General features: G+C 37.4%; 22 protein-coding genes. 6 read left to right on the top strand and 16 right to left on the bottom strand.

The features are described 5' to 3' along the window. Window positions 1-2: 2 nt before the first annotated feature. The 6 genes from F1737_RS03620 to F1737_RS03645 all read right to left on the bottom strand — a co-directional run bounded on the left by F1737_RS03620 (window position 3) and on the right by F1737_RS03645 (window position 4,262). A complete protein-coding gene (locus F1737_RS03620) occupies window positions 3-191 on the bottom strand; it encodes a 30S ribosomal protein S27e (protein WP_317137418.1) in 189 nt (62 codons plus the stop codon). Between the two features lie 6 nt (window positions 192-197). Beyond that, window positions 198-476 carry a 50S ribosomal protein L44e gene (locus F1737_RS03625; RefSeq protein WP_317137419.1) on the bottom strand — a complete coding sequence of 93 codons (279 nt, stop codon included), beginning with the start codon at window positions 474-476 and terminating at the stop codon, window positions 198-200. A 105-nt stretch (window positions 477-581) separates the two neighbouring features. Next, entirely contained in the window at window positions 582-1,274 is a 693-nt protein-coding gene (locus F1737_RS03630; RefSeq protein WP_317137420.1) for a hypothetical protein, read from the bottom strand. Beyond that, window positions 1,275-2,417: a DNA primase catalytic subunit PriS gene (gene priS / locus F1737_RS03635; protein WP_317137421.1), complete on the bottom strand. Its 1,143-nt coding sequence runs from the start codon at window positions 2,415-2,417 to the stop codon at window positions 1,275-1,277. Further along, window positions 2,414-4,057 carry a tRNA uridine(34) 5-carboxymethylaminomethyl modification radical SAM/GNAT enzyme Elp3 gene (locus F1737_RS03640; RefSeq protein ID WP_408669678.1) on the bottom strand — a complete coding sequence of 548 codons (1,644 nt, stop codon included), beginning with the start codon at window positions 4,055-4,057 and terminating at the stop codon, window positions 2,414-2,416. The genes priS and F1737_RS03640 overlap by 4 nt, the downstream gene beginning before the upstream one ends. Continuing rightward, entirely contained in the window at window positions 3,996-4,262 is a 267-nt protein-coding gene (locus F1737_RS03645) for a UPF0058 family protein (RefSeq protein WP_317137423.1), read from the bottom strand. Before F1737_RS03645 ends, F1737_RS03640 begins: the two co-directional genes overlap by 62 nt. A gap of 92 nt (window positions 4,263-4,354) precedes the next feature. Here F1737_RS03645 and F1737_RS03650 point away from each other — a divergent pair, with 92 nt between their 5' ends. Next, window positions 4,355-5,206 (top strand): ADP-ribosylglycohydrolase family protein, encoded by an 852-nt coding sequence (locus F1737_RS03650; RefSeq protein WP_317137424.1) that lies wholly within the window; start codon window positions 4,355-4,357, stop codon window positions 5,204-5,206. Here the strand turns inward: F1737_RS03650 and F1737_RS03655 are convergent. Together F1737_RS03655 and F1737_RS03660 are read right to left on the bottom strand one after the other, a co-directional pair. Continuing rightward, window positions 5,186-5,650, bottom strand: coding sequence for a UPF0179 family protein (locus F1737_RS03655; RefSeq protein ID WP_317137425.1), 465 nt, complete (start codon window positions 5,648-5,650; stop codon window positions 5,186-5,188). The genes F1737_RS03650 and F1737_RS03655 overlap by 21 nt on opposite strands. 7 nt (window positions 5,651-5,657) lie before the next feature. Continuing rightward, on the bottom strand, window positions 5,658-6,737 hold the full coding sequence (locus F1737_RS03660; protein ID WP_317137426.1) for an NAD(P)-dependent glycerol-1-phosphate dehydrogenase: 1,080 nt from the start codon (window positions 6,735-6,737) through the stop codon (window positions 5,658-5,660). 14 nt (window positions 6,738-6,751) lie between these two features. On the opposite strand from F1737_RS03660, the gene F1737_RS03665 reads away from it, so the two are divergent. From F1737_RS03665 to F1737_RS03680, 4 genes are all read left to right on the top strand, one after another. Beyond that, window positions 6,752-7,597: a DUF63 family protein gene (locus F1737_RS03665; protein WP_317137427.1), complete on the top strand. Its 846-nt coding sequence runs from the start codon at window positions 6,752-6,754 to the stop codon at window positions 7,595-7,597. Next, window positions 7,590-8,168: a stage II sporulation protein M gene (locus F1737_RS03670; RefSeq protein ID WP_317137428.1), complete on the top strand. Its 579-nt coding sequence runs from the start codon at window positions 7,590-7,592 to the stop codon at window positions 8,166-8,168. The genes F1737_RS03665 and F1737_RS03670 overlap by 8 nt, the downstream gene beginning before the upstream one ends. Next, window positions 8,168-9,601 carry a proline--tRNA ligase gene (proS, locus tag F1737_RS03675; protein ID WP_317137429.1) on the top strand — a complete coding sequence of 478 codons (1,434 nt, stop codon included), beginning with the start codon at window positions 8,168-8,170 and terminating at the stop codon, window positions 9,599-9,601. The genes F1737_RS03670 and proS overlap by 1 nt, the downstream gene beginning before the upstream one ends. A 176-nt stretch (window positions 9,602-9,777) precedes the next feature. Continuing rightward, on the top strand, window positions 9,778-11,553 hold the full coding sequence (locus F1737_RS03680; protein ID WP_317137430.1) for a thiamine pyrophosphate-dependent enzyme: 1,776 nt from the start codon (window positions 9,778-9,780) through the stop codon (window positions 11,551-11,553). A 116-nt stretch (window positions 11,554-11,669) separates the two neighbouring features. Here F1737_RS03680 and F1737_RS03685 read toward each other — a convergent pair whose 3' ends face one another. The 5 genes from F1737_RS03685 to F1737_RS03705 all read right to left on the bottom strand — a co-directional run bounded on the left by F1737_RS03685 (window position 11,670) and on the right by F1737_RS03705 (window position 16,527). Continuing rightward, the gene (locus F1737_RS03685; RefSeq protein WP_317137431.1) at window positions 11,670-12,176 is read right to left on the bottom strand and encodes a pyruvoyl-dependent arginine decarboxylase; all 507 of its coding nucleotides are present in this window, start codon (window positions 12,174-12,176) and stop codon (window positions 11,670-11,672) included. Between the two features lie 234 nt (window positions 12,177-12,410). Continuing rightward, window positions 12,411-12,941 (bottom strand): ferritin, encoded by a 531-nt coding sequence (locus tag F1737_RS03690; protein ID WP_317137432.1) that lies wholly within the window; start codon window positions 12,939-12,941, stop codon window positions 12,411-12,413. Between the two features lie 74 nt (window positions 12,942-13,015). Then, window positions 13,016-13,864 carry a thiamine pyrophosphate-dependent enzyme gene (locus tag F1737_RS03695; RefSeq protein ID WP_317137433.1) on the bottom strand — a complete coding sequence of 283 codons (849 nt, stop codon included), beginning with the start codon at window positions 13,862-13,864 and terminating at the stop codon, window positions 13,016-13,018. Continuing rightward, window positions 13,861-15,528 carry a 2-oxoacid:acceptor oxidoreductase subunit alpha gene (locus tag F1737_RS03700; RefSeq protein ID WP_317137434.1) on the bottom strand — a complete coding sequence of 556 codons (1,668 nt, stop codon included), beginning with the start codon at window positions 15,526-15,528 and terminating at the stop codon, window positions 13,861-13,863. The genes F1737_RS03695 and F1737_RS03700 overlap by 4 nt, the downstream gene beginning before the upstream one ends. A gap of 255 nt (window positions 15,529-15,783) precedes the next feature. Next, window positions 15,784-16,527 (bottom strand): hypothetical protein, encoded by a 744-nt coding sequence (locus F1737_RS03705; protein WP_317137435.1) that lies wholly within the window; start codon window positions 16,525-16,527, stop codon window positions 15,784-15,786. A 140-nt stretch (window positions 16,528-16,667) separates the two neighbouring features. Here F1737_RS03705 and F1737_RS03710 point away from each other — a divergent pair, with 140 nt between their 5' ends. Further along, window positions 16,668-17,111 (top strand): hypothetical protein, encoded by a 444-nt coding sequence (locus F1737_RS03710; RefSeq protein ID WP_317137436.1) that lies wholly within the window; start codon window positions 16,668-16,670, stop codon window positions 17,109-17,111. 99 nt (window positions 17,112-17,210) lie between these two features. On the opposite strand, the gene F1737_RS03715 is transcribed toward F1737_RS03710, so the two are convergent. From F1737_RS03715 to F1737_RS03725, 3 genes are all read right to left on the bottom strand, one after another. Continuing rightward, on the bottom strand, window positions 17,211-17,891 hold the full coding sequence (locus F1737_RS03715) for a 2,5-diamino-6-(ribosylamino)-4(3H)-pyrimidinone 5'-phosphate reductase (RefSeq protein WP_317137437.1): 681 nt from the start codon (window positions 17,889-17,891) through the stop codon (window positions 17,211-17,213). Between the two features lie 206 nt (window positions 17,892-18,097). Continuing rightward, the gene (locus F1737_RS03720; protein WP_317137438.1) at window positions 18,098-18,868 is read right to left on the bottom strand and encodes a hypothetical protein; all 771 of its coding nucleotides are present in this window, start codon (window positions 18,866-18,868) and stop codon (window positions 18,098-18,100) included. A gap of 482 nt (window positions 18,869-19,350) precedes the next feature. Beyond that, complete coding sequence (locus F1737_RS03725; protein ID WP_317137439.1) at window positions 19,351-20,148, bottom strand: CheR family methyltransferase; 798 nt, start codon at window positions 20,146-20,148, stop codon at window positions 19,351-19,353. Window positions 20,149-20,300: the final 152 nt, after the last annotated feature.

Below are 20,300 nucleotides of genomic sequence, written 5' to 3' on the forward strand. Positions count from 1 at the left end.
ATTTACTCGTGTTCAGCAATAATCTCTGCCTTTATGTCTGCATTTCCACCTTTTGGTTCTGCAAGGACTTTTCCGCAAACTATGCAGTCTACAACTGTGCTTGCTCTCTGGAATACCTTCTGCTCATTTTCGCAGTCAGGGCATTTTACTGTAAAAAATTTTGTTCTGTTTTCTCTGTTTACACGAACCATTTATATTCACTCCTTAAGTTCAAATTTACCTGCTTTTACGCCGCTTCTCAAATGTGCTTTACCACATACTGTGCAACGGTATCTTACGTTAATTCTCTTAGTTGGTTTGTCTCCACCAGGTACTTTTGAGAATTTACCCATGTTTCCTACTTTGCTTCTGCGACCTTTCTGGCGGTCGATCCAGTGTAAGTGAAGATCACGGCCTTTCTTTACTTTCTCGACCTCGTGGATCTCATGTTTTCTGCAGTATGGACAGTATGTCTTGAACTTCGTTGGCATTTTCATAAAACTTATAGCCCCTTTGAATTGGATATTAACCGAAATGAGTTTGGATTCATCACGGTCTGATGAGAACTACCCTCCGGGCAGTCTTCACAATAAATCTCATTATTATTTGCTAACTCTGATATTTAAGGCTATGTTGCGCCCACAGAGTACTGATGAATTTGGGTGTGGCAATGTTACAATATCTTCTTTCGACAGATTGTAAATATGTCCGTCTATTCCCATAAATGATTCAATGTTCTCTTTTATGTAAATAGTGTCAAAGACATGCTCTCTTCCGCTTTCTGAAGTATCTTCATCATGAACATCCATGTTAGATAAATTCTGGTTTTGTGCTGCTTCAATTTGCGTTGGTGATGACTGTTTGTTCTCATAAATTGCCGTTTCATCCCTTGCTTTGGAGATTTCAGGATAACCTTTTGGGATCTCAGGTTCTGTTAATTTTTTCCGGCAATTTCCTATGGAATGGAGAATTTCATCAAACATTTCCTTTTCTGTAGGAATCATCATTTCCAATTCATTTTTGTCGACTTTTCCGCTTTCAATTTGATAAGCAGCAAGCTTAATTATTTTCTTAAACCTTTCGTCAATTATTGCCTGAATAAGTGATCGCAAACTCTCGATTTCTTCAATAAGTTCACTTCCCCTTTTTGTCATAAAAAGATCAATGGATTTCCCTTCTTCGTATAACTCGGAGAGATACTCCTGAGCCATTTTAAAAGTGTCCGGAGTGATTTGGGATAGTTTGCCGCTTTCACGTTCATCAAGAGCTATTAATCTTAAATAATCAAAATCCATTTACTTTTTCCCTCCTCCTGCATATTCAGCAATTCCCCTTGCACATAGGAAAACTCCAAGTGCTTCAGGTACAGAATTGATTCCTTTTTCAACAGAATATTTGTTGCCTAATATAGGCATAGTGAGGCCGAAAGCCGCATTTATTTTTATGGGATTTTCTCCAAAGAAAACCGCATCAATAAGTGGATCAAAGCTTTCGAGTTCTTTTATACTTATGTTAAGTACACGAAAACCACTGCCTCCGTGAAGAGATCCCGGCATTCTGATAAGACGTTTTATATCCGTTGTTACCGGCTCGTCTGTAAGGGCGGCTTTTTCCTTCAATATCTCGGCAAAACCACTCTCTTCCTGCGTGACAATCGCGCGAAGAACTCTGTTAATTATTATCTTTTTTTCAGGTTTTTTTAGTCTGTTAATTAAACCGCCGGAAGACTTGAGGAAATCATCTGCTGAATCCTTGCCAATACCTTTTATTGAAGATATTTTTTTTATGGCTTCATCACGTTCACTTTTCCTCAATGCCTGAAGATATTCAATGATGGAATTACGATAACGCGCAGGCCATCCTTTAATCTCCATACTTTTTCTTTCCCTGAGCATGATTTCGGGATCAAGACCTGTTCCACAAACGTAATCAACAATTTCACGTCTTTCAGCGCTTGTCCAGCCTCTTACTTCCAGATTCTTAATGTGAAGGTGATATCCTCTCCCTCCTGAAAAAACAAGATTGATATCTTTTTGTGAAAAACCCAGTTCGTGAGTCAGCATGTCGATAATTTTCAGGGTTTCTTCTTTGACTCTTTCCAGCATTTCATCATATGAACCGCGCACGATATGATCTGCATCAAGATCAAAAATGAGATCTGCTCCGGACCATATTTTGTCCTGCATTGTTCCTGCTGAAGGGAGGGCATAATAGGCTGTGGAATAATAAACATGGCGGGGAATCATTGATTTGATGTAGTTTTCCACTTCATCGCGTGTGGAAAAAGCCACATGTCTTTTCATCCTTACTTCTGCAGATTGGTCAAAGAATATAAATCCCCATTCGCGTTGCTCAAGTGCTGTGGGGGTGTCAATTATGGCTTTTTGATAATAGTCTGAAAATTTTTGTTTGAGGTATTCATTTGTGGCGGCATTCATGCAAGTTCCTTTATCATATATGGGCCTCTTCTCTCATAACCACGCTTTTTGTAATAGGGTCTTACACCAATACCACTCATTATTGCAACTTGTTTGTAACCTTTTTCTTTTGCAATTTCTTCAGCCTTTTTTAAGAGGCGGTCACCGTAACTTTTGTGCTGCCACTGGTATCCCTTTGGTGTATCCGCCAGCGGCACTAGAGCACCATACACATGAAGTTCGCGAACCAGGGCTGCTTCTTTTAGTTCATCTCTCCATAGCGGGTCTGCGAGCCTCAGCCGTATGAATCCGATAAGTGCATCATTGGCAGTTGCCTGAATGAAATATTCCTCTCCGTTGCAGCATTGGTATTTCAGAATCTCTATTGAAGGCTCTTCTGTAACAATATTTCTGCCTGCTTCCCTGCATCTTATGCATCGACATTTACCGCCTTTTTCAATAAGACGGTTTTTCGCAAGTTGCCTGAAATTGCTGAAATGCGATCCCGCAACAATAAGCTTTGCAGGAATGTCACGTTGTACTCTTTGAAGACGTACATATTCGGGAAGTTTTGATTTACCATAAGCAATCAGATCAATAAGCTTGTCTTCATCGTAAATACTGTATTCCCCCTTTTCCCACAATGATTCTATCTCGGAACCGGGGGTTACCAGTGTTGGATATATTTTGAGAAAATCGGGACAAAAGCGCTCATCTGTGAAGAGCGTATCAAACATTTTTTTATCATCTTCTATTGTTGCCGAGGGAAGGTTTGGCATAATGTGAAATCCCACCTTTATCCCTGCGTCACGCAACAGGCAGTTTGCTTCAACACTGTCTGCTACAAGATGGCCCCTACGGTTATAATCAAGAATTCTATCCTCAATCTGCTGGACACCAAGTTCAACTTTTGTAACTCCAAGTGAAAGCATTTTGTTTATATGATCTTTTTTACACCAGTCCGGGCGTGTTTCAAAAGTTACGGCAATGCATCTTACCCTTGATGTTTCATTTTCTCTGCAAAGCTCTTCAAAGGTGAAAATATCACCTCTGTTCTCTTTGCCATATTCATTCATTGCCCGGATACATGTTCGCATGAACCATTCCTGATACTCAGGTTCACGTGCGGTCATTGTCCCGCCCATTACAATTAATTCGGCCTTGTCAATATGATGACCAAGCTCTTCAAATTGTTTTAATCTGGCCTGAACCTGAACGTAAGGGTCGTATTCAAGCTGACGTGCACGCAGGGCGGCCGGTTCTTCTCCCGTATAGCTTTGTGGAGATTTGAATAACGGGTTTTCAGGCCCGCCAGGACATGGAAGACAGATCCCATGCGGACATTTGTGTGGCGATGTCATTACTGCAACCGGTGCAACACCTGAGATTGTTCTTGCAGGTTTTACCTGAAGATAGGCTCTTAAGATTTCTTTTTCTTCGTCTGTGGCAGACGAGAAGATATCTGAATTTCGGGGAAATGAATTCAAAGAATACTTTTTTGCAACTGATGCTTTGATCTTTTGAACATCAGCAGGAGATTTTGCATCTGATAAAATTCGGGAAATGATTTCCCTGAAAATAGGTGATTTATCTGTTGAGTTAGTTTTCAACGGCAACCTCTTCAGAAACTGTACCTGAAGTGTACTCAACTGATGGCGCATGACCATTTTGAATATAACCTACGAGTTCTTCCCCAAGAGTGAGAATAGCCTCTTTGTGGCATATCTTATTTTTGTGAATATGAACAGGTGAAATATTCAGCTGGTCATATTTTTCTGTCACTATTTCTTCGTTGTTTACTGATTCATAATACTTTTTCACCTGAACCAGAAGCATATGTAAATGAAGTAATTCCTCCTTCTGCACTTGATCACCAATCCTTAAAAAATACTACAATCCTAACAAGATATAATTTATTGGTGATCTTTATATTTGATTATTTGCGGGCATCCGGAACATTGGCAGGGCTGGCAATTGGAGATGCACTTGGCGCGCCCTTGGAATGCCTTCCTCCTAAAAAGAAGGCCGTTATGGATATGATTTCCGGCGGCGTACATTGCATGGACAGTGGCTCCATAACAGATGATACTTTACAGGCGCTGGCCATTATGGACTCATTAATCCAAAATAATGGTTTTTACATTGATGACGTTGCAGTGCGACTTCTTGAATCGTATCTAGATAACAGACATTTTTTTGGGCCCACCTCTTCTAAGGTTTTTGATGATATGCTAAAAGGAAGGCATTATTTATCTTCCTCTAAAGAGATTTACGAATCCGGTGGTGGGAGGAGCAATGGCAGTGTAATGAGGGGGGCGCCTATAGGGATCTTTTTCTCTCCGGAAAAAGTCCGTTATTACAGTATTTTATGTTCACAGATTACCCATTATAATCCTGTGGCATGTGAATGTTCAGCTTTTTTCAACGGTATGATTAGCAGATTATGCAGGGGAAAAGAGCGTAGTGAAGCATACTTTGAATCCCTTAATGAGTGCCGGAATAGTGAGGTAATAAAAAGACTTTCATGCCCCAAAAAGTATGACCTGGTTCCTTCTATTGATGCTCTTGATGCCACCCACTGCGCGGCATCAGTTTTTATAAAATCATCTTCTTTTGAGAGTGCATTGATTTCCGGAATAAATTTAGGAGGAGATGCTGATACTGTCGGTGCTTTATGTGGTGCACTTGCCGGTGCTTACTGGGGCTTTGATGCAATTCCCAAAAAATGGATTGTCGGATTAAAGGATATTGAGAAAATAGAATATTTTTTTTCAGGACTTTATGAATTATCAGATGATCTGTCTGGTTGAGGGTGTCAGTTCCACTTTTTTCAGAGTCCTTCCTTTTACACAGATAATTTCAGTTTCATCATTAATTTTTGAAATCAGGTATCTTTTATTTTCAATTATGCCTTCTGGAAAACAAAGATCATAGTTGTCGCATGCATGTTCCGTGCATACCTGTTCAAAAGTTATTTCTGAGTTTAATATTGCTTTTTTAGCGTCTATCAGTGCATTAACCGGGGATTCTATAACTTCAACGGCACAAACTCCTTCATGATGGACATTGCAGGAATGCACATTTTGACCTCTTAATGCTACAATTTTGTAGCGTTTTTTAGGCTCAAGATTATTGCATACCTTATGCATTCTGCAACCTTCACACTCTGGAAGTTCTCCTTTGTAAATAAATTCAAGTCCTGTTCTGGCCAGAGCTTTTCCAATGAGTGTTATTTTTATTAAGTCTTCACCCATTATTCTGTCACTCCGTATAAAGCATTTTCACAAGTTTTTCCGCACATTCTCTCTCAAGTCCCATATCAAGAATTGTGAATCTTTCAGGTCTTATCTTTTTTGCCATCAGAAGTGCTTCAACTGCTGTGTTGTCGTCAATTCCAAGACCTTTTGGAGTTGTCGGTGCTCCGATGTCCTTAAGTGATTTCCTGATCTCGCGCCAGTTTCCTCCGTGCAGGTACATTGTCATTATCGAACCAACACCGCATTGTTCACCGTGTAGCCCGATATTTGGTGAAAGCATATCAAGAGCGTGACTGAATTTATGTTCGCCGCCTGATGCAGGTCTGGATGAACCTGCGATACTCATTGCAACTCCTGACGATACAAGTGCTTTTATAACCAACCATGCGCCTTCTTCAGACCCCGGATAAATCAAATTTGAGTTTTTGACAAGTATTTCAGCGGTCATTTTTGAGAGTGCTATTGCGTACTCGCTTATTGGCTCACCCTTTATCCTGTGTGACAGTTCCCAGTCAAGAATTGCGGTATAATTTGATATGATATCGGCGCATCCCGAAGCCATAAGCTTGTGAGGCGCCTTTGCAATAATTTCCGTATCCGCGACAATTGCAATGGGGGGATGGGCATCAAGGGATACACTTCCTTCTTTCATCGGAACAGAAGCACGCGATGAGGCAATCCCGTCATGGGATGCTGCCGTAGGAACACTGATAAACTGTCTCTCAAGGTTGTAAGATGCTATTTTTGCGATATCTATTGCTTTTCCGCCACCCACTCCAACCAGAAAATCCATCCCTTCAGCAGCCTGCTCAGCGTCTTTAATTATCTGTGGGGAGATACTTTTTGCATAGAATGTCTGGACATCGCAGTTCTCTTCCAAGAGTTCTTTTGCATGTCCCCCAGCGGCTTTCATAGTACTTTCGCCTGCAATTATAAGCGCAGACTTTCCCAGATGTAAATCCTGGCATACCTTTGGCAGCTGTTCTATCACATCATGGCCTATTAAGACGTCCCTTGGCATCTGAAGCCATTTGGATTTATCAAATTGTGGATTTTTGAGTACCTTTATACTATCTGCGCTCATAATTCTATCAATAAATGATAAGGGAGTTTATATACAAATATTATGTAGATCCGATTGTTAACGGCGGAGCCTACACAATTGTTGATACCCTCACCTATGCACTGATTTTAATTCTTGCCGTATATCTTGTATATCGCTGGCTTCAAAGAACCGGAATTTCAATAGATCATGACTTTGTTCTGTCACTGATTCCGTATATTGTTCTCGGAGGATTATTGCGTGTTGTTGAGGATACCGGAATTATTCCATATCCCTGGTATGTTTTCCTGATTACACCGCTGATATATTTTGTAATTTTTTTCTATACAATTTTTGTCCTGATAGTTTCAAGAACACTTGAAAAGAAGGGAATTGTCGAACATTATTACAGGGGATTTGCAGCTGGTGGAATTATTGCCTGCGCGGTATCCCTTATCCCTCTTTTGTGGGTTGGGATCACCCAGACACAGATTAGCGGCTATGTTCTTGCATTCATTCTATCGGTGGCTTTTGTAACTTCATTTGCAGTATGGGGAACCATAAAATATATTTTTAAATGGGATTATGTTTCAGATATCCTCTATAAACTGTTGATATTCGGACACCTTCTGGATGCAAGTGCCACAAGTTTTGGAATTGATTTGCATGAAATGACATATGTTGAACAGCATGTTGTAGGTTCAGCTTTAATTGATGCAACCGGAACCGCATTTTCTATGTTTGCATTAAAACTTGTAGTGATTGTTCCGGCAATTTATATTCTTGAGATGTATCGGAAAGAAGGAAGTTCTGCATTATGGCATCTGATATTATTTGCGATGATAATGGTCGGTATGGCACCGGGAATACGTGATATGGTCAGGATGATATTCTATGTTTAAAGACAGACTTCTTTTTTCATCAATTTTTGCCCTGATTATTTTCATTACGTTTGCTATGTTTGGTGCATTTTCTGTCGCACAGGACAAAGAGACTGCGGGCCTGCTTTTGGATTCTCTAAAGGATCAGGTTTTTTCAAATATTATGGATGATAATCCTTTTATTTTATCAGTAAATCTCTTTGTGAATAATCTTGAGGCATCGCTTCTTCTTTTTATTGGGGGAGCAACTTTTGGATTACTTACAATGTTTGTTCTGATAACAAACGGAATAATTATAGGTTTTGTTGTAAGTTATGTCTCTGATGAGAAAGGCATTCTTTCGATAATGGCATCAATAATTCCTCATGGCATTTTTGAGATACCTGCATTTATAATTGCAGCAGGTCTTGGTTTTTTGCTTACTGAAGCTTTATGGATGGAATTTAAGGGTGTTGGTGATACTGCTTTAAGTGCAAAAAAATATGCCAAAAAGTTTGTTCTTTACGTTTGTCCTCTTCTTGCAGTTGCGGCGGTTATAGAGGCATTTATTACACCCAAAATCATAGATCTAGTACTTCAAGGAGTCTTATAATGGCAGAAGATAGCGGAGTTCTCCCTCCAAAGGAAAATTTTAGTGAATGGTATAATGATATTTTGTGGCGTGCGGAAATAATGGACGTGCGTTATCCTGTTAAAGGTGTTTATGTTTGGTATCCTCATGGATTTTCCCTAAGGCGTTCCACATACTCTATACTTCGTGAACTGCTTGACAGGGATCATGAAGAAACTCTGTTTCCACTTTTAATACCGGAAAATGAGTTTATGAAAGAGGCAGAGCATATCAAAGGCTTTGAGGAGGAAGTTTACTGGGTAACTCATGGCGGTACAAGTGAACTTGATGTAAAACTTGCTCTTCGCCCGACAAGTGAGACCGCAATTTATCCTATGTACTCATTATGGGTTCGTTCTCATGCAGATCTGCCAATAAAATATTATCAGATTGTTAACACATTCCGTTACGAAACGAAGCATACACGTCCTTTGATTCGCCTCCGTGAGATTACCTCCTTTAAAGAGGCTCATACTGTTCATGCAACATGGGAAGATGCTGAAAACCAGGTAGAGGATGCAATTGCCTTATACAGGGAATTTTATGATCGCCTCTGTATTCCTGTAATTATATCAAAGCGTCCTGACTGGGATAAATTCCCCGGTGCAGATTATACTATTGCAACTGATGCAATAATGCCTGACGGGAAGACACTTCAGGTTGGAACTGTTCATCACCTGGGAGATCATTTCTCAAAGACATTTGAGATGACTTTTGAGGATGAAAATGGCGAACAAAAGTATGCTTTCCAGACCTGCTATGGTATTTCCGAAAGATGCATTGCAGCACTCATAAGTGTTCATGGAGATGACAAGGGTCTTGTTCTTCCTCCCGAAGTTTCACCGGTTCAGATTGTTATTGTTCCAATTATTATTAAGAAACGTGCGGAAGAAGTGATTGAAGCAGCTCAACAACTTGAAAAAGAATTAAAAGATGCCGGTTACCGTGTTAAAACAGATTCAAGAGACCTTCGTCCCGGTGCAAAATATTATCACTGGGAAATGAGGGGTGTTCCTTTAAGAATTGAAATAGGTCCGCGAGATATAGACAATGGTGTTGTCATGTCTGTTAACAGGTACGGTGAAAAAGCAACAATTGAAAGAGATAATATTATTTCCGGAATAGAAAGTAGGCTTGAAGATTTCAGGGATAGTATGACAGAACGTGCTCTTTCACATGCAAAAGAGCAGATAAAATTTGCTTCGAATCTTGAGGAGGCAAAAGAAGCAGTCAAATCAGGAGTTGCAATTATTCAATGGTGTGGCTCTGAAGACTGTGCAGATGAAATTGAAAAGAAGCTTGATGTAAGCGTTCTGGGAAATGAAGTAAGGCTGGATTTCATTGATAATAAAGAAGGGGTATGCCCCATATGCGGCAAACCTGCAAAGCCTGCAATTGTTGCAAGAACCTACTAAATTTTTTAATTTTAGATGACTGCATGCATCTGCAAAACTGATGCTAAAAATTCCTTCAATTTCAATAAATTTTTTTAGTATCATTATTTTTTTGATTATTATCTGAGGAATTAATCTATATACCATAAGTGACCCTCATAGTAAATTTATAATTTAAATTATTGGTGGGGGATTTGATGTTTAAATGGAAATGTACTATTTGCGGATATATTTATGATGAGGATTCCGGTGAAACTGCAACAGAAACCATACCAAAAACTCCTTTTGACAAGCTTCCTAAATATTGGAAATGTCCGGTATGCGGTGCAGAAAAGAGTGCATTTATAAAACATGTAGAGAGTGAAATAAAGGCTCCTGCAATAGAAAGCACGGTATCTGATGCAATGATCTCCGAACTTGTGAAATGGGGTGTGGGGGTTGTATTTGGAATCCCCGGAACATCATCTCTTGGGCTTGTAGAAGCAATTCGGAAAAACAAAGATATAAAATACATAGTTGTCAGGCATGAAGAGAATGCTGCAATGGCTGCTTCAGCATATAATAAACTCACAGGCAAAATTGCTGCATGTCTTACAATAGCCGGTCCGGGTGCTACAAATCTTGCAACAGGTCTTTATGATGCCAAAGAAGATCATGCATCGGTAATATCCATAAACGGGCAGGTCAGTGCTCAATACACAGGTCCCGGAGGAATACAGGAGATTGATCAGGATGCCTTTTTCAGACCTATAACAGTTTACAACAATACAGTTTATGACAAAAGACTCGCTGTTTATTTACTGAGCAAAGCATTAAAGTTCTCAACAATAAAAAAGGGAGTTTCACAGATCTCAGTTCCAAACAATATACAAAAGGAGACTATTGATCCGGAAATCTGCAGGCGTGACAGATGTGTTAAAAGTTTATCTGTAATGCCTTCAATGGAACGAATTTCAAAGGCTTCGGAAATAATAAATGAATCAAAAAAGCCGGTAATAATTGCGGGGTGGGGAGCTTATGAATGTGCAGATGACATTCTGTCACTCGCCAAAAAAATAAAGGCACCGGTTGTTATAACCTTTCGTGCCAAGGGGATAATCCCTGATGATAATGAATGGCTTTTGGGAATTTTAGGCTCGGTTGGAACACTGCATGCAAGAAAATATGTTGATGATTCTGATCTGCTGATTGTTGCGGGCGTTGGTTTTTCACGGTTTACAAATGTTCCCACTGATAAAAAGATGGTTCAGATCGATTTGAATCCCCTAAAGCTGGAAAAGAGCAGTGAAGGGATTTCACTTTTTGGAAGTTGTGATCTTGTCCTCCCTTCCTTGTTAGAAAAGACGAAGGAAAAGAAGAATAAGAATATTTTAAAGGACATCCTTCTTCTGAAAAAAAACTGGTTAGAACAGCTGGAACTGGAGGCCGATGTAAATGCAGTTCCGATAAGGCCGCCATATATTATGAAGATATTATCAGAGGAAATTCCTGATGACGCTGTGATTTCTCTTGATGTCGGAGAAAATCAGTGGTGGTTTGGCAGGAATTTTCAGATGAAAAAACAAAAATTCACGATGTCTGGTTATCTTGGTACAATGGGGTTTGGGCTACCCGGAGCAATAGCAGCAAAGATAGCCTATCCTGACAAAAAAGTATTTTGTATAACAGGCGACGGAGGATTTGCGATGGCAATGGCGGATTTTGTGACGGCAGTAAAATATAATCTTCCGATGGTCGTTGTAATTCTCTCAAACAGGCAGCTTGGAATGATTCAGGTTGAACAGACGATAGAGAATTATGAAAATTTTGGAACAGATCTATTAAATCCTGATTTTTCCAGGTATGCAAGAGCATGTGGAGGTGAAGGAGTCCGTATTGAGAAGGGGGATGATTTAAAAGATGCGATTCATATGGCCTTATTGTCTGATAAACCTTACATCATTGATATAAATACGGATTCCCGACGCTTTTAAAGAAAGAAATCTTAATTTTTTTTAATTGAAAATGCCTGTATTATTAAAAAATGAAAAATTCGTTTTTTGTTATATGATAATAATATTCAATAAATTTGAAAAATTATGTTTATTTATCATTCCATAATGAAAACAGCTGCTGCAAGAGTTGTAGCCCATTCTCCGTTATCCGGTACAACTATTGATTCTGTTACATTCATTGTTTTTTCCGGAATTTTATCAGATATGCTTGTATACATATTGTTGGCAATCATTTCTGAATATTTACCTGCTTCTTCTTTTGTCTCGTCAAATGTATGATATTCGGCAAAATATCCCCACTGGATTTCCGGTTCTTTTGGAATTGCCATTCCAACAGATGCGGTTATTCTTCTCCCTGCTTCGTTGGATGAGAGCCTTGAGAGAACTGTGAATACAACGCTTCCCGGAAAAAGTTCTTTTATACCTTCAGGTTTTGAAATAATTTTGCATTTAGGGGGCAGAATTGAGCTTACTTCTACAAGATTGTAGCACTCTATTGAAGCCTGTCTTAGCGCCATTTCAAAAGATGTCAGTTTGTCTTGGTGAGTGCCTGAACCTGATGTAAAAAACACCTTTTTTGGTACAAAATGTCCTGTTGCCAACTAATATTCACCTGTCTTTAATTTATATTAAATTTAATTTATGAATTCTTAAAACTATATGAAATGACTATTTTGAAAATAATGCCTTTCTTTAGCGTTAATATGTCCAATTTTTCTATAATATTGAAATCAGGTGTTTATTTCATAATATCTGCTGATATATATGTATTTTAAGAAGTTATCTGTTCTTTTATATTTCGCGTTTATATGCCAAAATAAGTAAATTATTTTAATTTACTGAGATGCCGGCGGAGTTGTCTGCGTCAACGGCACATATACTCTTGCACCAAGTTCTTTGTCCAGCATGTAAAGCATACCCGAACCCCCGTCCTTTTCAATCATTTTTAGTTGATCAACAATCTGGCCGGCGTCACCTTCTTCTTCTATCTGCTCATCCACAAACCATTGCAACATGTTGATTGTTGCATGATCTTTTTCTTTTTGTGCCAGATTTACGAGATCATTTATCAGTGATGTAACTTTTACTTCATGTTTCAGTGAGACTTCAAATGCGTCAAGAGGAGACTTCCACTCGGTCGGGGGGGCTTCTATTGGCTGTAGTAACATTCTTCCGCCTCTTGAGATTACATATTTGTATATCTTCATTGCATGATCTTTTTCTTCCTGTGCCTGGACATATTCCCAGTTTGCAAAACCCCTGAGTCCTTTTGATTCATACCAGGATGACATTGAGAGATAAAGGTATGATGAATACAATTCCCATTTTACCTGTTCATTGAGTGCTTTTTCAATTTTAGGATTCATAGCCATTTACATCACCACATATTTTTTAGATTGTTTCCAAGATGGAGGTCAAAATATATATCTCTTGTTATCACTTATGGAAGCGGTTTCAAGTGTTCTAAAATAATTTTTTTCCTTTTTGAAAAAGACTGACTTTTTTTTACAAATTTGTCTTCAAATGTTTCTTCCAGGGAATTATAAAAAATTCCAAGCGGTATTTTTGATTCATTATTATAGTTCCATTCAGTTGCAAAAGAAAATGCTTCCTTTAAATCTGATGTATTGTTCTCAGTTAAATTATATACAAAATTGTCATAATAATCTGTTTTTTCAAAATAACTGGCACATATTTGCAGTATATCAATAAATGAAAATCCTTTATGATTAATTCCGGCTGAAACAATTTCCTTTAACTTCTTCATTTGTTCCGTATATCCACGTGCAACATATGTGGCACCTGCCGAGAGCATAATTTCAATAGGATTTATTGGTTTTTCAAAACTGCCCTGTGGTGTGGACTTTCCTTTATAATGTAAAGGCGATGTTGGTGTGTACTGTCCTGTTGTAAGGCCGTAGACCCTGTTATTATGAACAATAACTGTGATATCGACATTTCTTTTGGCAGCGAAGATAAGGTGATCAAGTCCTTCCGCATAGGCATCACCGTCACCAACGCAGCATATTACTTTTAGGTCCGGGTTTGCAACTTTAATTCCTGTCGCAAACGGAATTGCTCTTCCATGAAGTGAATAGAGAGTATTGACATTCATATAATCCGCGATCTTTCCATGACACCCGATTCCTGCAACAATAATAATATCATCAGCAGAGACTCCTGTGGATTCCATATCTTCAATTATGGATTTAAGTGTATGCTGAATTTTGAAGTTCCCGCAACCTGTGCACCATGTGTTTGTTGCCTGTGTAATCAGGGATCTTTTCATAATAAAACCTCCTCTATTTTTGCCGAAAGGGTCTCGATACTCATCTGCCTTCCGGTGTAATTCAAAATTTTTTTATTGACCTGTATTGAATTGCACCTCATTAAATCCCCAAGCTGTCCGGTTGAATTATCTTCCACTACAATTATATTTTGAGAACCTAACAAGGCATTTTTCATCTTTTCTTTAGGGAATGGCGAGAGCAAAACCGGATATACACATCTGATCTTTAATGTATCGCAAATTTCTCTGCAGGGGTTAACCGTAGAGCCGAAGCTTACCACTGTATTTTTCAAGTCAGTGCTTTCCGAGATGATTACTGTCTCGATATTCTCGAGTTCTTCTTTTAATGCTTTCTCCTTTGCCAGCCTTTTTTGAGAAAGCCAGTTTAATTCTTCCGGGTCATCTGTTGAAAGTCCTGACTCATCGTGTGTTTTTCCGTTAACCTTTATTGCATAGTTTTTAAGAGGAGGGATGGCCATTGGTGAAATACCATTCTCTGTTTTTTTGTACCTTTTGTATTCGGAAAATCCTTCAGAATTTGGAGAATCATATGGAGAATCAATTTTTGTATTAAATATGTCAAAGGTGTAAGTGCTTTCACAGAGTGTTTTATCTGTCATGATTATACCTGGTACCTGATATTTCCATGAGAGTTTAACAGCCCTTGCAGACCATTCAAATGCCTCTTTGGGATTTGATGGTGTAATTACAATTCTTGGAAATTCTCCGTGACCTGCGTAAAGAGCAAAAGAGAGATCGCTTTGAGCGGAATATGTGGGAGCACCGGTGCCCGGGGACTGGCGTTGTGCCAGAACAATAACAATGGGTATTTCTGCGATTCCTGAGAAGGAGAGACCCTCTGTCATCAGACAAAAACCGCCTCCTGAGGTTCCCACAGCTGCTTTACATCCGGCATAAGCCATACCTTCTGCCATAAGTATTGCTGCTATTTCTCCCTCCGGGTGAATCACTTTGATTGAATAATCATCCTGTTTTGATGCAAGAAAGTGAAGGATTCCTGATGCAGGTGACATGGGATAGGCAATATATGCATCAATTCCTCCACAGAGCAGCCCCAGTGCTATTGCCTCGTTTCCGGTGATAACAGGGAAAAATGTAATATTATCCGGTTCTTTTTTGATTTGGAGACAGTTTTTACAGATTGCATCAAACCCTTTTTTTGAGATTCTTAAATTAACATCTGTTGCATGGGGAAATTCTTTTTCAAGCAGGTCCTTTGTGTTATTCCACCCGAGTCCGATTGATTTGCAAAATGCTCCAATCATACATGAATTTATCATTACAGGTTTTCCGCCTTCTTCATAGACAATTTTCAGAGCGGGAACGCCTGTTCCTCTGCTTTTATTTATAAGATCAGAATTGTATATTATCGAAGTATCGGGGCTTATTTTATCCTGATGTTTTTTTACTGTGGTGTTGTCAAGGGCAATCAGGAGATCTATTTTTTCTTTTAAGGCTCCTACAGGCTTTTTTGATGCTCTGATTATGCAAAAATTATGTCCCCCTTTTATTAGTGAGGGATGGTCAAAATCCATATATATGAAATATCCGAGGCTTGAGAATATCCTTGATATTAAGAGTCCGGCTTGATTTATTCCGTCTCCGGCTTTTCCTCCTATTAACACCGATATATCTTCTGACATATTTTCCCCCTTCCTGTTTTAGAGTTGAAGAGTGTATTGACAAGAATATATATTTTGGCATGACTGTTCTCTGATGGACGATGATTTGAATTAAAAAAATCTTACTTAATTTTTTGGAAAAGAGCTGTTAATCAATAAATTAACTTTTTTTGTAATTATGAAATTTAATAGATTATCGCTATAATATTCATTATATGATAAGAATCAGTGCAATTAAAAATGATTTTGATGAGTATAAAATATAAATAAGTTTGATTACTTTTCAACTACCGGTGATGAGTTTAGATCAAACGGATTTGTCCTCATCTCAAGTGAGAAAAGGTATGGATAATGCTTGTTCAGGTGTTTCATATAATCAAGCCACTGGAAAATTAGGGTGCCATATACCCGTTTTATATCTCCCTGAAGGTGCATGTAGTCTGATTTAGGAAGGCATGATAAATCGTCCCTGCATTTTAGTTCTTCAGCTAAATGGAAAATGGCTCTTAAAAGTTCCGTGAAAGATTCATGTTCCAGAAGTACAGGATTTTCAAGTAACCTTAGCAAGAATTCTCTTTTTGAAAAAAGAAATCCGTTAAGCGCTTCAATCTCTATTTTGTCAATATTCACATCATAATCATGTGAAGATAGTTTTTTTCTTACTTTTTCAAAATCTTCATCATTCCATTCATTGCTTATTATAAGTTCATTTTTGATGTTTTCAAGATTTGGATCATTTTGAGAGATATCTTTAATCAGGTGATTTCCGGCTTCTGAAAAAAAAGTCCCTATAACCATGTTCAGCTTCTCAAATTTTTCACGTTTTGATCTTATTGCAAGAAGTTTGTTTAAGACAATTGTCACAAGTAGAACATTTATTGGAAGAAATCCCATTGAATTGAATATATAATTTACAGTATCCTGAGGATTTTGAAGAATTATAAATTTAGCAGAATAGATTGTACATGTGACTGCTATCAGGAATATCCCAAGTTTTACTTCCCAGTTTAATTTTGACATTATTGTATGATTTTGAGACTTAATATGATAAAAAGAATTTGTGAATTTATTCCAATCAGCTTAATGTGACCTCAAAAGAGTCATATATTCAAAAGTTAATACTTTGATATATGAAATGGTTTATATTGTCTATTTTGCTTATGGCAGGTTTATTATTTGCAACAGGATGTACTGGAAATGAGCAGGGACCTGTTCAGGAATCATCTGGAATAACTCCTGTTGCAACTTCTACTTCACCTTTATCTTCTGATTATTCCCTAAAACCTTCTCCTACTGATGAAGTATCTGATAATTTTATGGTGTACATTGATGCCATAAAAGATCCAATTTCAGGTTCAGTTACAGTAATCTCCCGTGGGGGACCGGGTCTGTATATGGTAAATACGCTTGATGTAAAGATATACCTCTCAAACGGGGAAATAATTGAAAGAGAAATTGCACCTGATGTTAATTCAGAAGTTGTTTTTGATGAGGGTACAAAAGGTGATGACAGAGTTGTTGTAAAAGCTACATATGACAACGGTGAAACCTATAAAGTATTTGATGACCTTTTAATATTCAGGAAGAAAACAGATAATAAATAATTCTATATTTTTGTTATATTCCTATTTATTAAGAGCTTTTTTCTGAATTCCTGCAATATCCTGTATTTGTAATTATTAAAAAAATGTTTTTTTAAATTATCAATCCCTGACAACTTTCCAGCGAATTAGAATTCCTTCATCTATTTTTTCTATATCAAGAAGTTTTAAATTTGGAAAATCCTCTTCCTTTAGGAATCCTTCACCATCAGCAGGTGTCGGAGCATTTTTTCCTCCGATTATTACATTTCCCACGCAGGTATATATCTCATCAACAAGATTTTCCTTGAAAAGTGATTCGATGAGTGATCCTCCGCCTTCAACCATTATTTTTCTGACACCGTATTCATAAAGGGCTTCCATTAAAGCACTTAAATCTACTTTATCTTCACCTGTAACAACGATATCTGCATATTCATTTAGTAATTCGATCTTTTCTTGTTCTGCTTTTTTTGATACAGCAATTATTCTTTGTCCATCACCCTTATGCAATATGTCTGAATCAGCAGGAGTTCTTGCCTTGCTGTCTATTACTACTCTTATCGGGTTTTCTTCCTTTCCGTTTTTGATCCTTTTTGATTTAAGTTCCGAAGATTTTACGGTAAGTGAAGGATTGTCTGCAAGGACTGTTCCTATTCCGACAATTATTGCATCGGAATCTGCTTTGATGATATCAACACGTTCAAAATCTTTTTTTCCGGAAATTTTGACCTGTCTTCTCTGCACAGTCGATATTTTTCCATCAGCACTCATGGCCAGATTTACAAAAATGAATGGTCGCATATATTATACCTAAATCAAATATATGCTCTATTTATCATGAAATTATTTCTTTGACTTTTGGACTAAATAATAAATTCATATAAGTGTAAAATGGTCTTTTATGAACATTATAGAAATAAGATTTAGGAGAATTCCTCTCCTTAAAACAATTTTTTTATTTTTTTAGATCGCTTTTAAATTAAATGCAATAATCTCCTTTAATTTATTTAACTGCCTGTTGTGTCCAGAAATTTTAGGAGTTCGCTTAATTTTGGTTTAATGTGCTCATTTTTATATGTTATTGACGGCGTCTCAAGTTCGATATTATATGATTCGATATTATTAGCTTCAACTATAAAGTACATTTTTTTGTTTGAGATTTCAACGTCTTTTAAGATTTCTTCTCCTGAAAACAGTTTACCTCCTGATAATACATCCCCGGTTGATGAATCTGCAAGAATCCATATCAATGATGAGTATGCAGGATTGTTTTTGGGAATCATCGAAGCCCGTATTCTCCAGTTAGTATATGGAACGCCGAAAATTTCCGAGAACCCTCCGGAACTTTCTGACATATAGGCGAATTTTGTGATATTATCATATCCCCATATTGATCTTGAAAAAATATCTGAAGAGACATAGCTGTCAGGATCAGAAGGTGTAAAATAAATATTTTTTTCAGGGTTATTTACATCCCCTGTTGAACTGTAAAGACTTGAGGGAATATGGAGTCTTGGATAACCATTGGGGCCGGATGAATATACATTCTTTAAATCATAGTTATATGATATCTTATAGGGTTCTTCATTCGGCTTTGAAGTATAGGTATAATGCACATCCGGTTTACAGCAGGAAGCATCAGTACATAGATCACTGACAGATGGAACCGGGGCATTATTGGTGCTTTCAGGTTTTGATGAAGAGAGATTTACCGCTAGCACCATGCCAAGTACGATACCTATTGCCAGAATGAATGTGATCCAGTCTTTTTTATCCACGTAAAATCATCTGTTATAAGCGCTAATAAATATTCTTTTTATGAATTATAGAAAAATTAATTTGGTTAATCCTGATAACTGATGTATAAAATACTGATATTTTCCGGATAATGAAATAAACATAATATTTTAAAAGGAAATTTTCCAATTTTTTTAAAAAATTGTGAATGACATAAAAATAATTTCATATAGATGTAATCTAAAAATAAAATTAGAAAATGGATCCCCAGGAAACACGCACATGGGTAATATTTTATCTGATATCTTTTGTTGTTCTACTTCTGGCTTTGTTTTTTACAACGCAGGGAATATTGCTTGGTATCGGGCTGACTCTTATAATTGTTGTTATAGGTGTTAATTTTTTGCTTATATCAACAGAATTGAAGCGGATAAACAAAAGGAAAGAATTAATGCGAAATATTTGTAAGGGGGATTTTGACTGTGATGAGAAAAACAATGAAAAAATGAAACTATTGAAATAATTATTTTTTAGTATATATTTTCTGCAGAGCATTATATGGCTCATAAAGATTTTCGACTTCTCTGCTCATAAACTCTGTTTTGCCCATAATATAGAATCCATTCGGGAGAAGTGCCGGATGAAACATCCTTGCAAGATCATTTTTTTGCTTTTCTGTGAAATATATCGTTACGTTTCTGCACAGAATTATGTCAAGGTAATTAGTAACAGCCTTCTGACTCATTAGATCGTGCTGAGAAAATTTAATCATCTCCTTTAAATGAGGTTTGACTTCAAATTTCCCATCATCTCTTTGATTAAAGTGCCTTTTTATCTGGCCTTCTGAAAGATTTTCAAGCGATCTTTTGTCATAAATTCCGTCTTTTGCTTTGTTTAGTGCTTCACGATCAATATCTGTAGCGAATATCGTAATTTGCAAATCTGATTTTAGCCTTAGAATATCATTTATTATTATCGAGAGAGTGTATGGCTCTTCTCCTGTTGCACAACCTGCACTCCAGATCCGAATTCTTCCTTTTTTTCTGAGAATATCAGGGATAATGTTTGTTTTTACAAGATCAAAAACCTCTTTGTCTCTGTAAAATTTTGTCACGTTTATAGTGAGTGCATTTCTAAGCAGGTCTTTCTCACTTTCAGTAGATAGAAAATAAGTTGTATAATCTTTGTAATTTTCTTTCCCAGTGATCCGCATACGTGACAAAACGCGTCTTTTGATGTAATCCTCTTTGTAGCATCCACATTGAATACCAAGTATTCTTTCGATAGATCTTGTTAATCCCTGAAAATCTTTGTCTGTCATGAAAGCAAAATCCTCTTGTATCATTTTGGTTAGATTTTTTAATAGAATAAGATATCCTATTTGACGAAAAGGATATTGATTGGTTTTTAGAGAAAATATAATCTAATAATTATTGTCAACAAAAAAAAGGTTTTGATTGTTATTTTTTGAAA

The sequence above is a fragment of the Methanoplanus sp. FWC-SCC4 genome (genome assembly GCF_032878975.1).
Lineage (GTDB): Archaea > Halobacteriota > Methanomicrobia > Methanomicrobiales > Methanomicrobiaceae > Methanochimaera > Methanochimaera problematica.

Bases quoted from the DNA above. Each gene is read 5' to 3' on its own strand.
- F1737_RS03620 (WP_317137418.1), bottom strand. From the start codon at position 191: ATGGTTCGTGTAAACAGAGAAAACAGAACAAAATTTTTTACAGTAAAA.
- F1737_RS03625 (WP_317137419.1), bottom strand. From the start codon at position 476: ATGAAAATGCCAACGAAGTTCAAGACATACTGTCCATACTGCAGAAAA.
- F1737_RS03630 (WP_317137420.1), bottom strand. From the start codon at position 1,274: ATGGATTTTGATTATTTAAGATTAATAGCTCTTGATGAACGTGAAAGC.
- priS (WP_317137421.1), bottom strand. From the start codon at position 2,417: ATGAATGCCGCCACAAATGAATACCTCAAACAAAAATTTTCAGACTAT.
- F1737_RS03640 (WP_408669678.1), bottom strand. From the start codon at position 4,057: ATGCGCCATCAGTTGAGTACACTTCAGGTACAGTTTCTGAAGAGGTTG.
- F1737_RS03655 (WP_317137425.1), bottom strand. From the start codon at position 5,650: ATGGGTGAAGACTTAATAAAAATAACACTCATTGGAAAAGCTCTGGCC.
- F1737_RS03660 (WP_317137426.1), bottom strand. From the start codon at position 6,737: ATGAGCGCAGATAGTATAAAGGTACTCAAAAATCCACAATTTGATAAA.
- F1737_RS03665 (WP_317137427.1), top strand. From the start codon at position 6,752: ATGATAAGGGAGTTTATATACAAATATTATGTAGATCCGATTGTTAAC.
- F1737_RS03670 (WP_317137428.1), top strand. From the start codon at position 7,590: ATGTTTAAAGACAGACTTCTTTTTTCATCAATTTTTGCCCTGATTATT.
- proS (WP_317137429.1), top strand. From the start codon at position 8,168: ATGGCAGAAGATAGCGGAGTTCTCCCTCCAAAGGAAAATTTTAGTGAA.
- F1737_RS03680 (WP_317137430.1), top strand. From the start codon at position 9,778: ATGTTTAAATGGAAATGTACTATTTGCGGATATATTTATGATGAGGAT.
- F1737_RS03690 (WP_317137432.1), bottom strand. From the start codon at position 12,941: ATGAATCCTAAAATTGAAAAAGCACTCAATGAACAGGTAAAATGGGAA.
- F1737_RS03695 (WP_317137433.1), bottom strand. From the start codon at position 13,864: ATGAAAAGATCCCTGATTACACAGGCAACAAACACATGGTGCACAGGT.
- F1737_RS03700 (WP_317137434.1), bottom strand. From the start codon at position 15,528: ATGTCAGAAGATATATCGGTGTTAATAGGAGGAAAAGCCGGAGACGGA.
- F1737_RS03705 (WP_317137435.1), bottom strand. From the start codon at position 16,527: ATGTCAAAATTAAACTGGGAAGTAAAACTTGGGATATTCCTGATAGCA.
- F1737_RS03710 (WP_317137436.1), top strand. From the start codon at position 16,668: ATGGCAGGTTTATTATTTGCAACAGGATGTACTGGAAATGAGCAGGGA.
- F1737_RS03715 (WP_317137437.1), bottom strand. From the start codon at position 17,891: ATGCGACCATTCATTTTTGTAAATCTGGCCATGAGTGCTGATGGAAAA.
- F1737_RS03725 (WP_317137439.1), bottom strand. From the start codon at position 20,148: ATGACAGACAAAGATTTTCAGGGATTAACAAGATCTATCGAAAGAATA.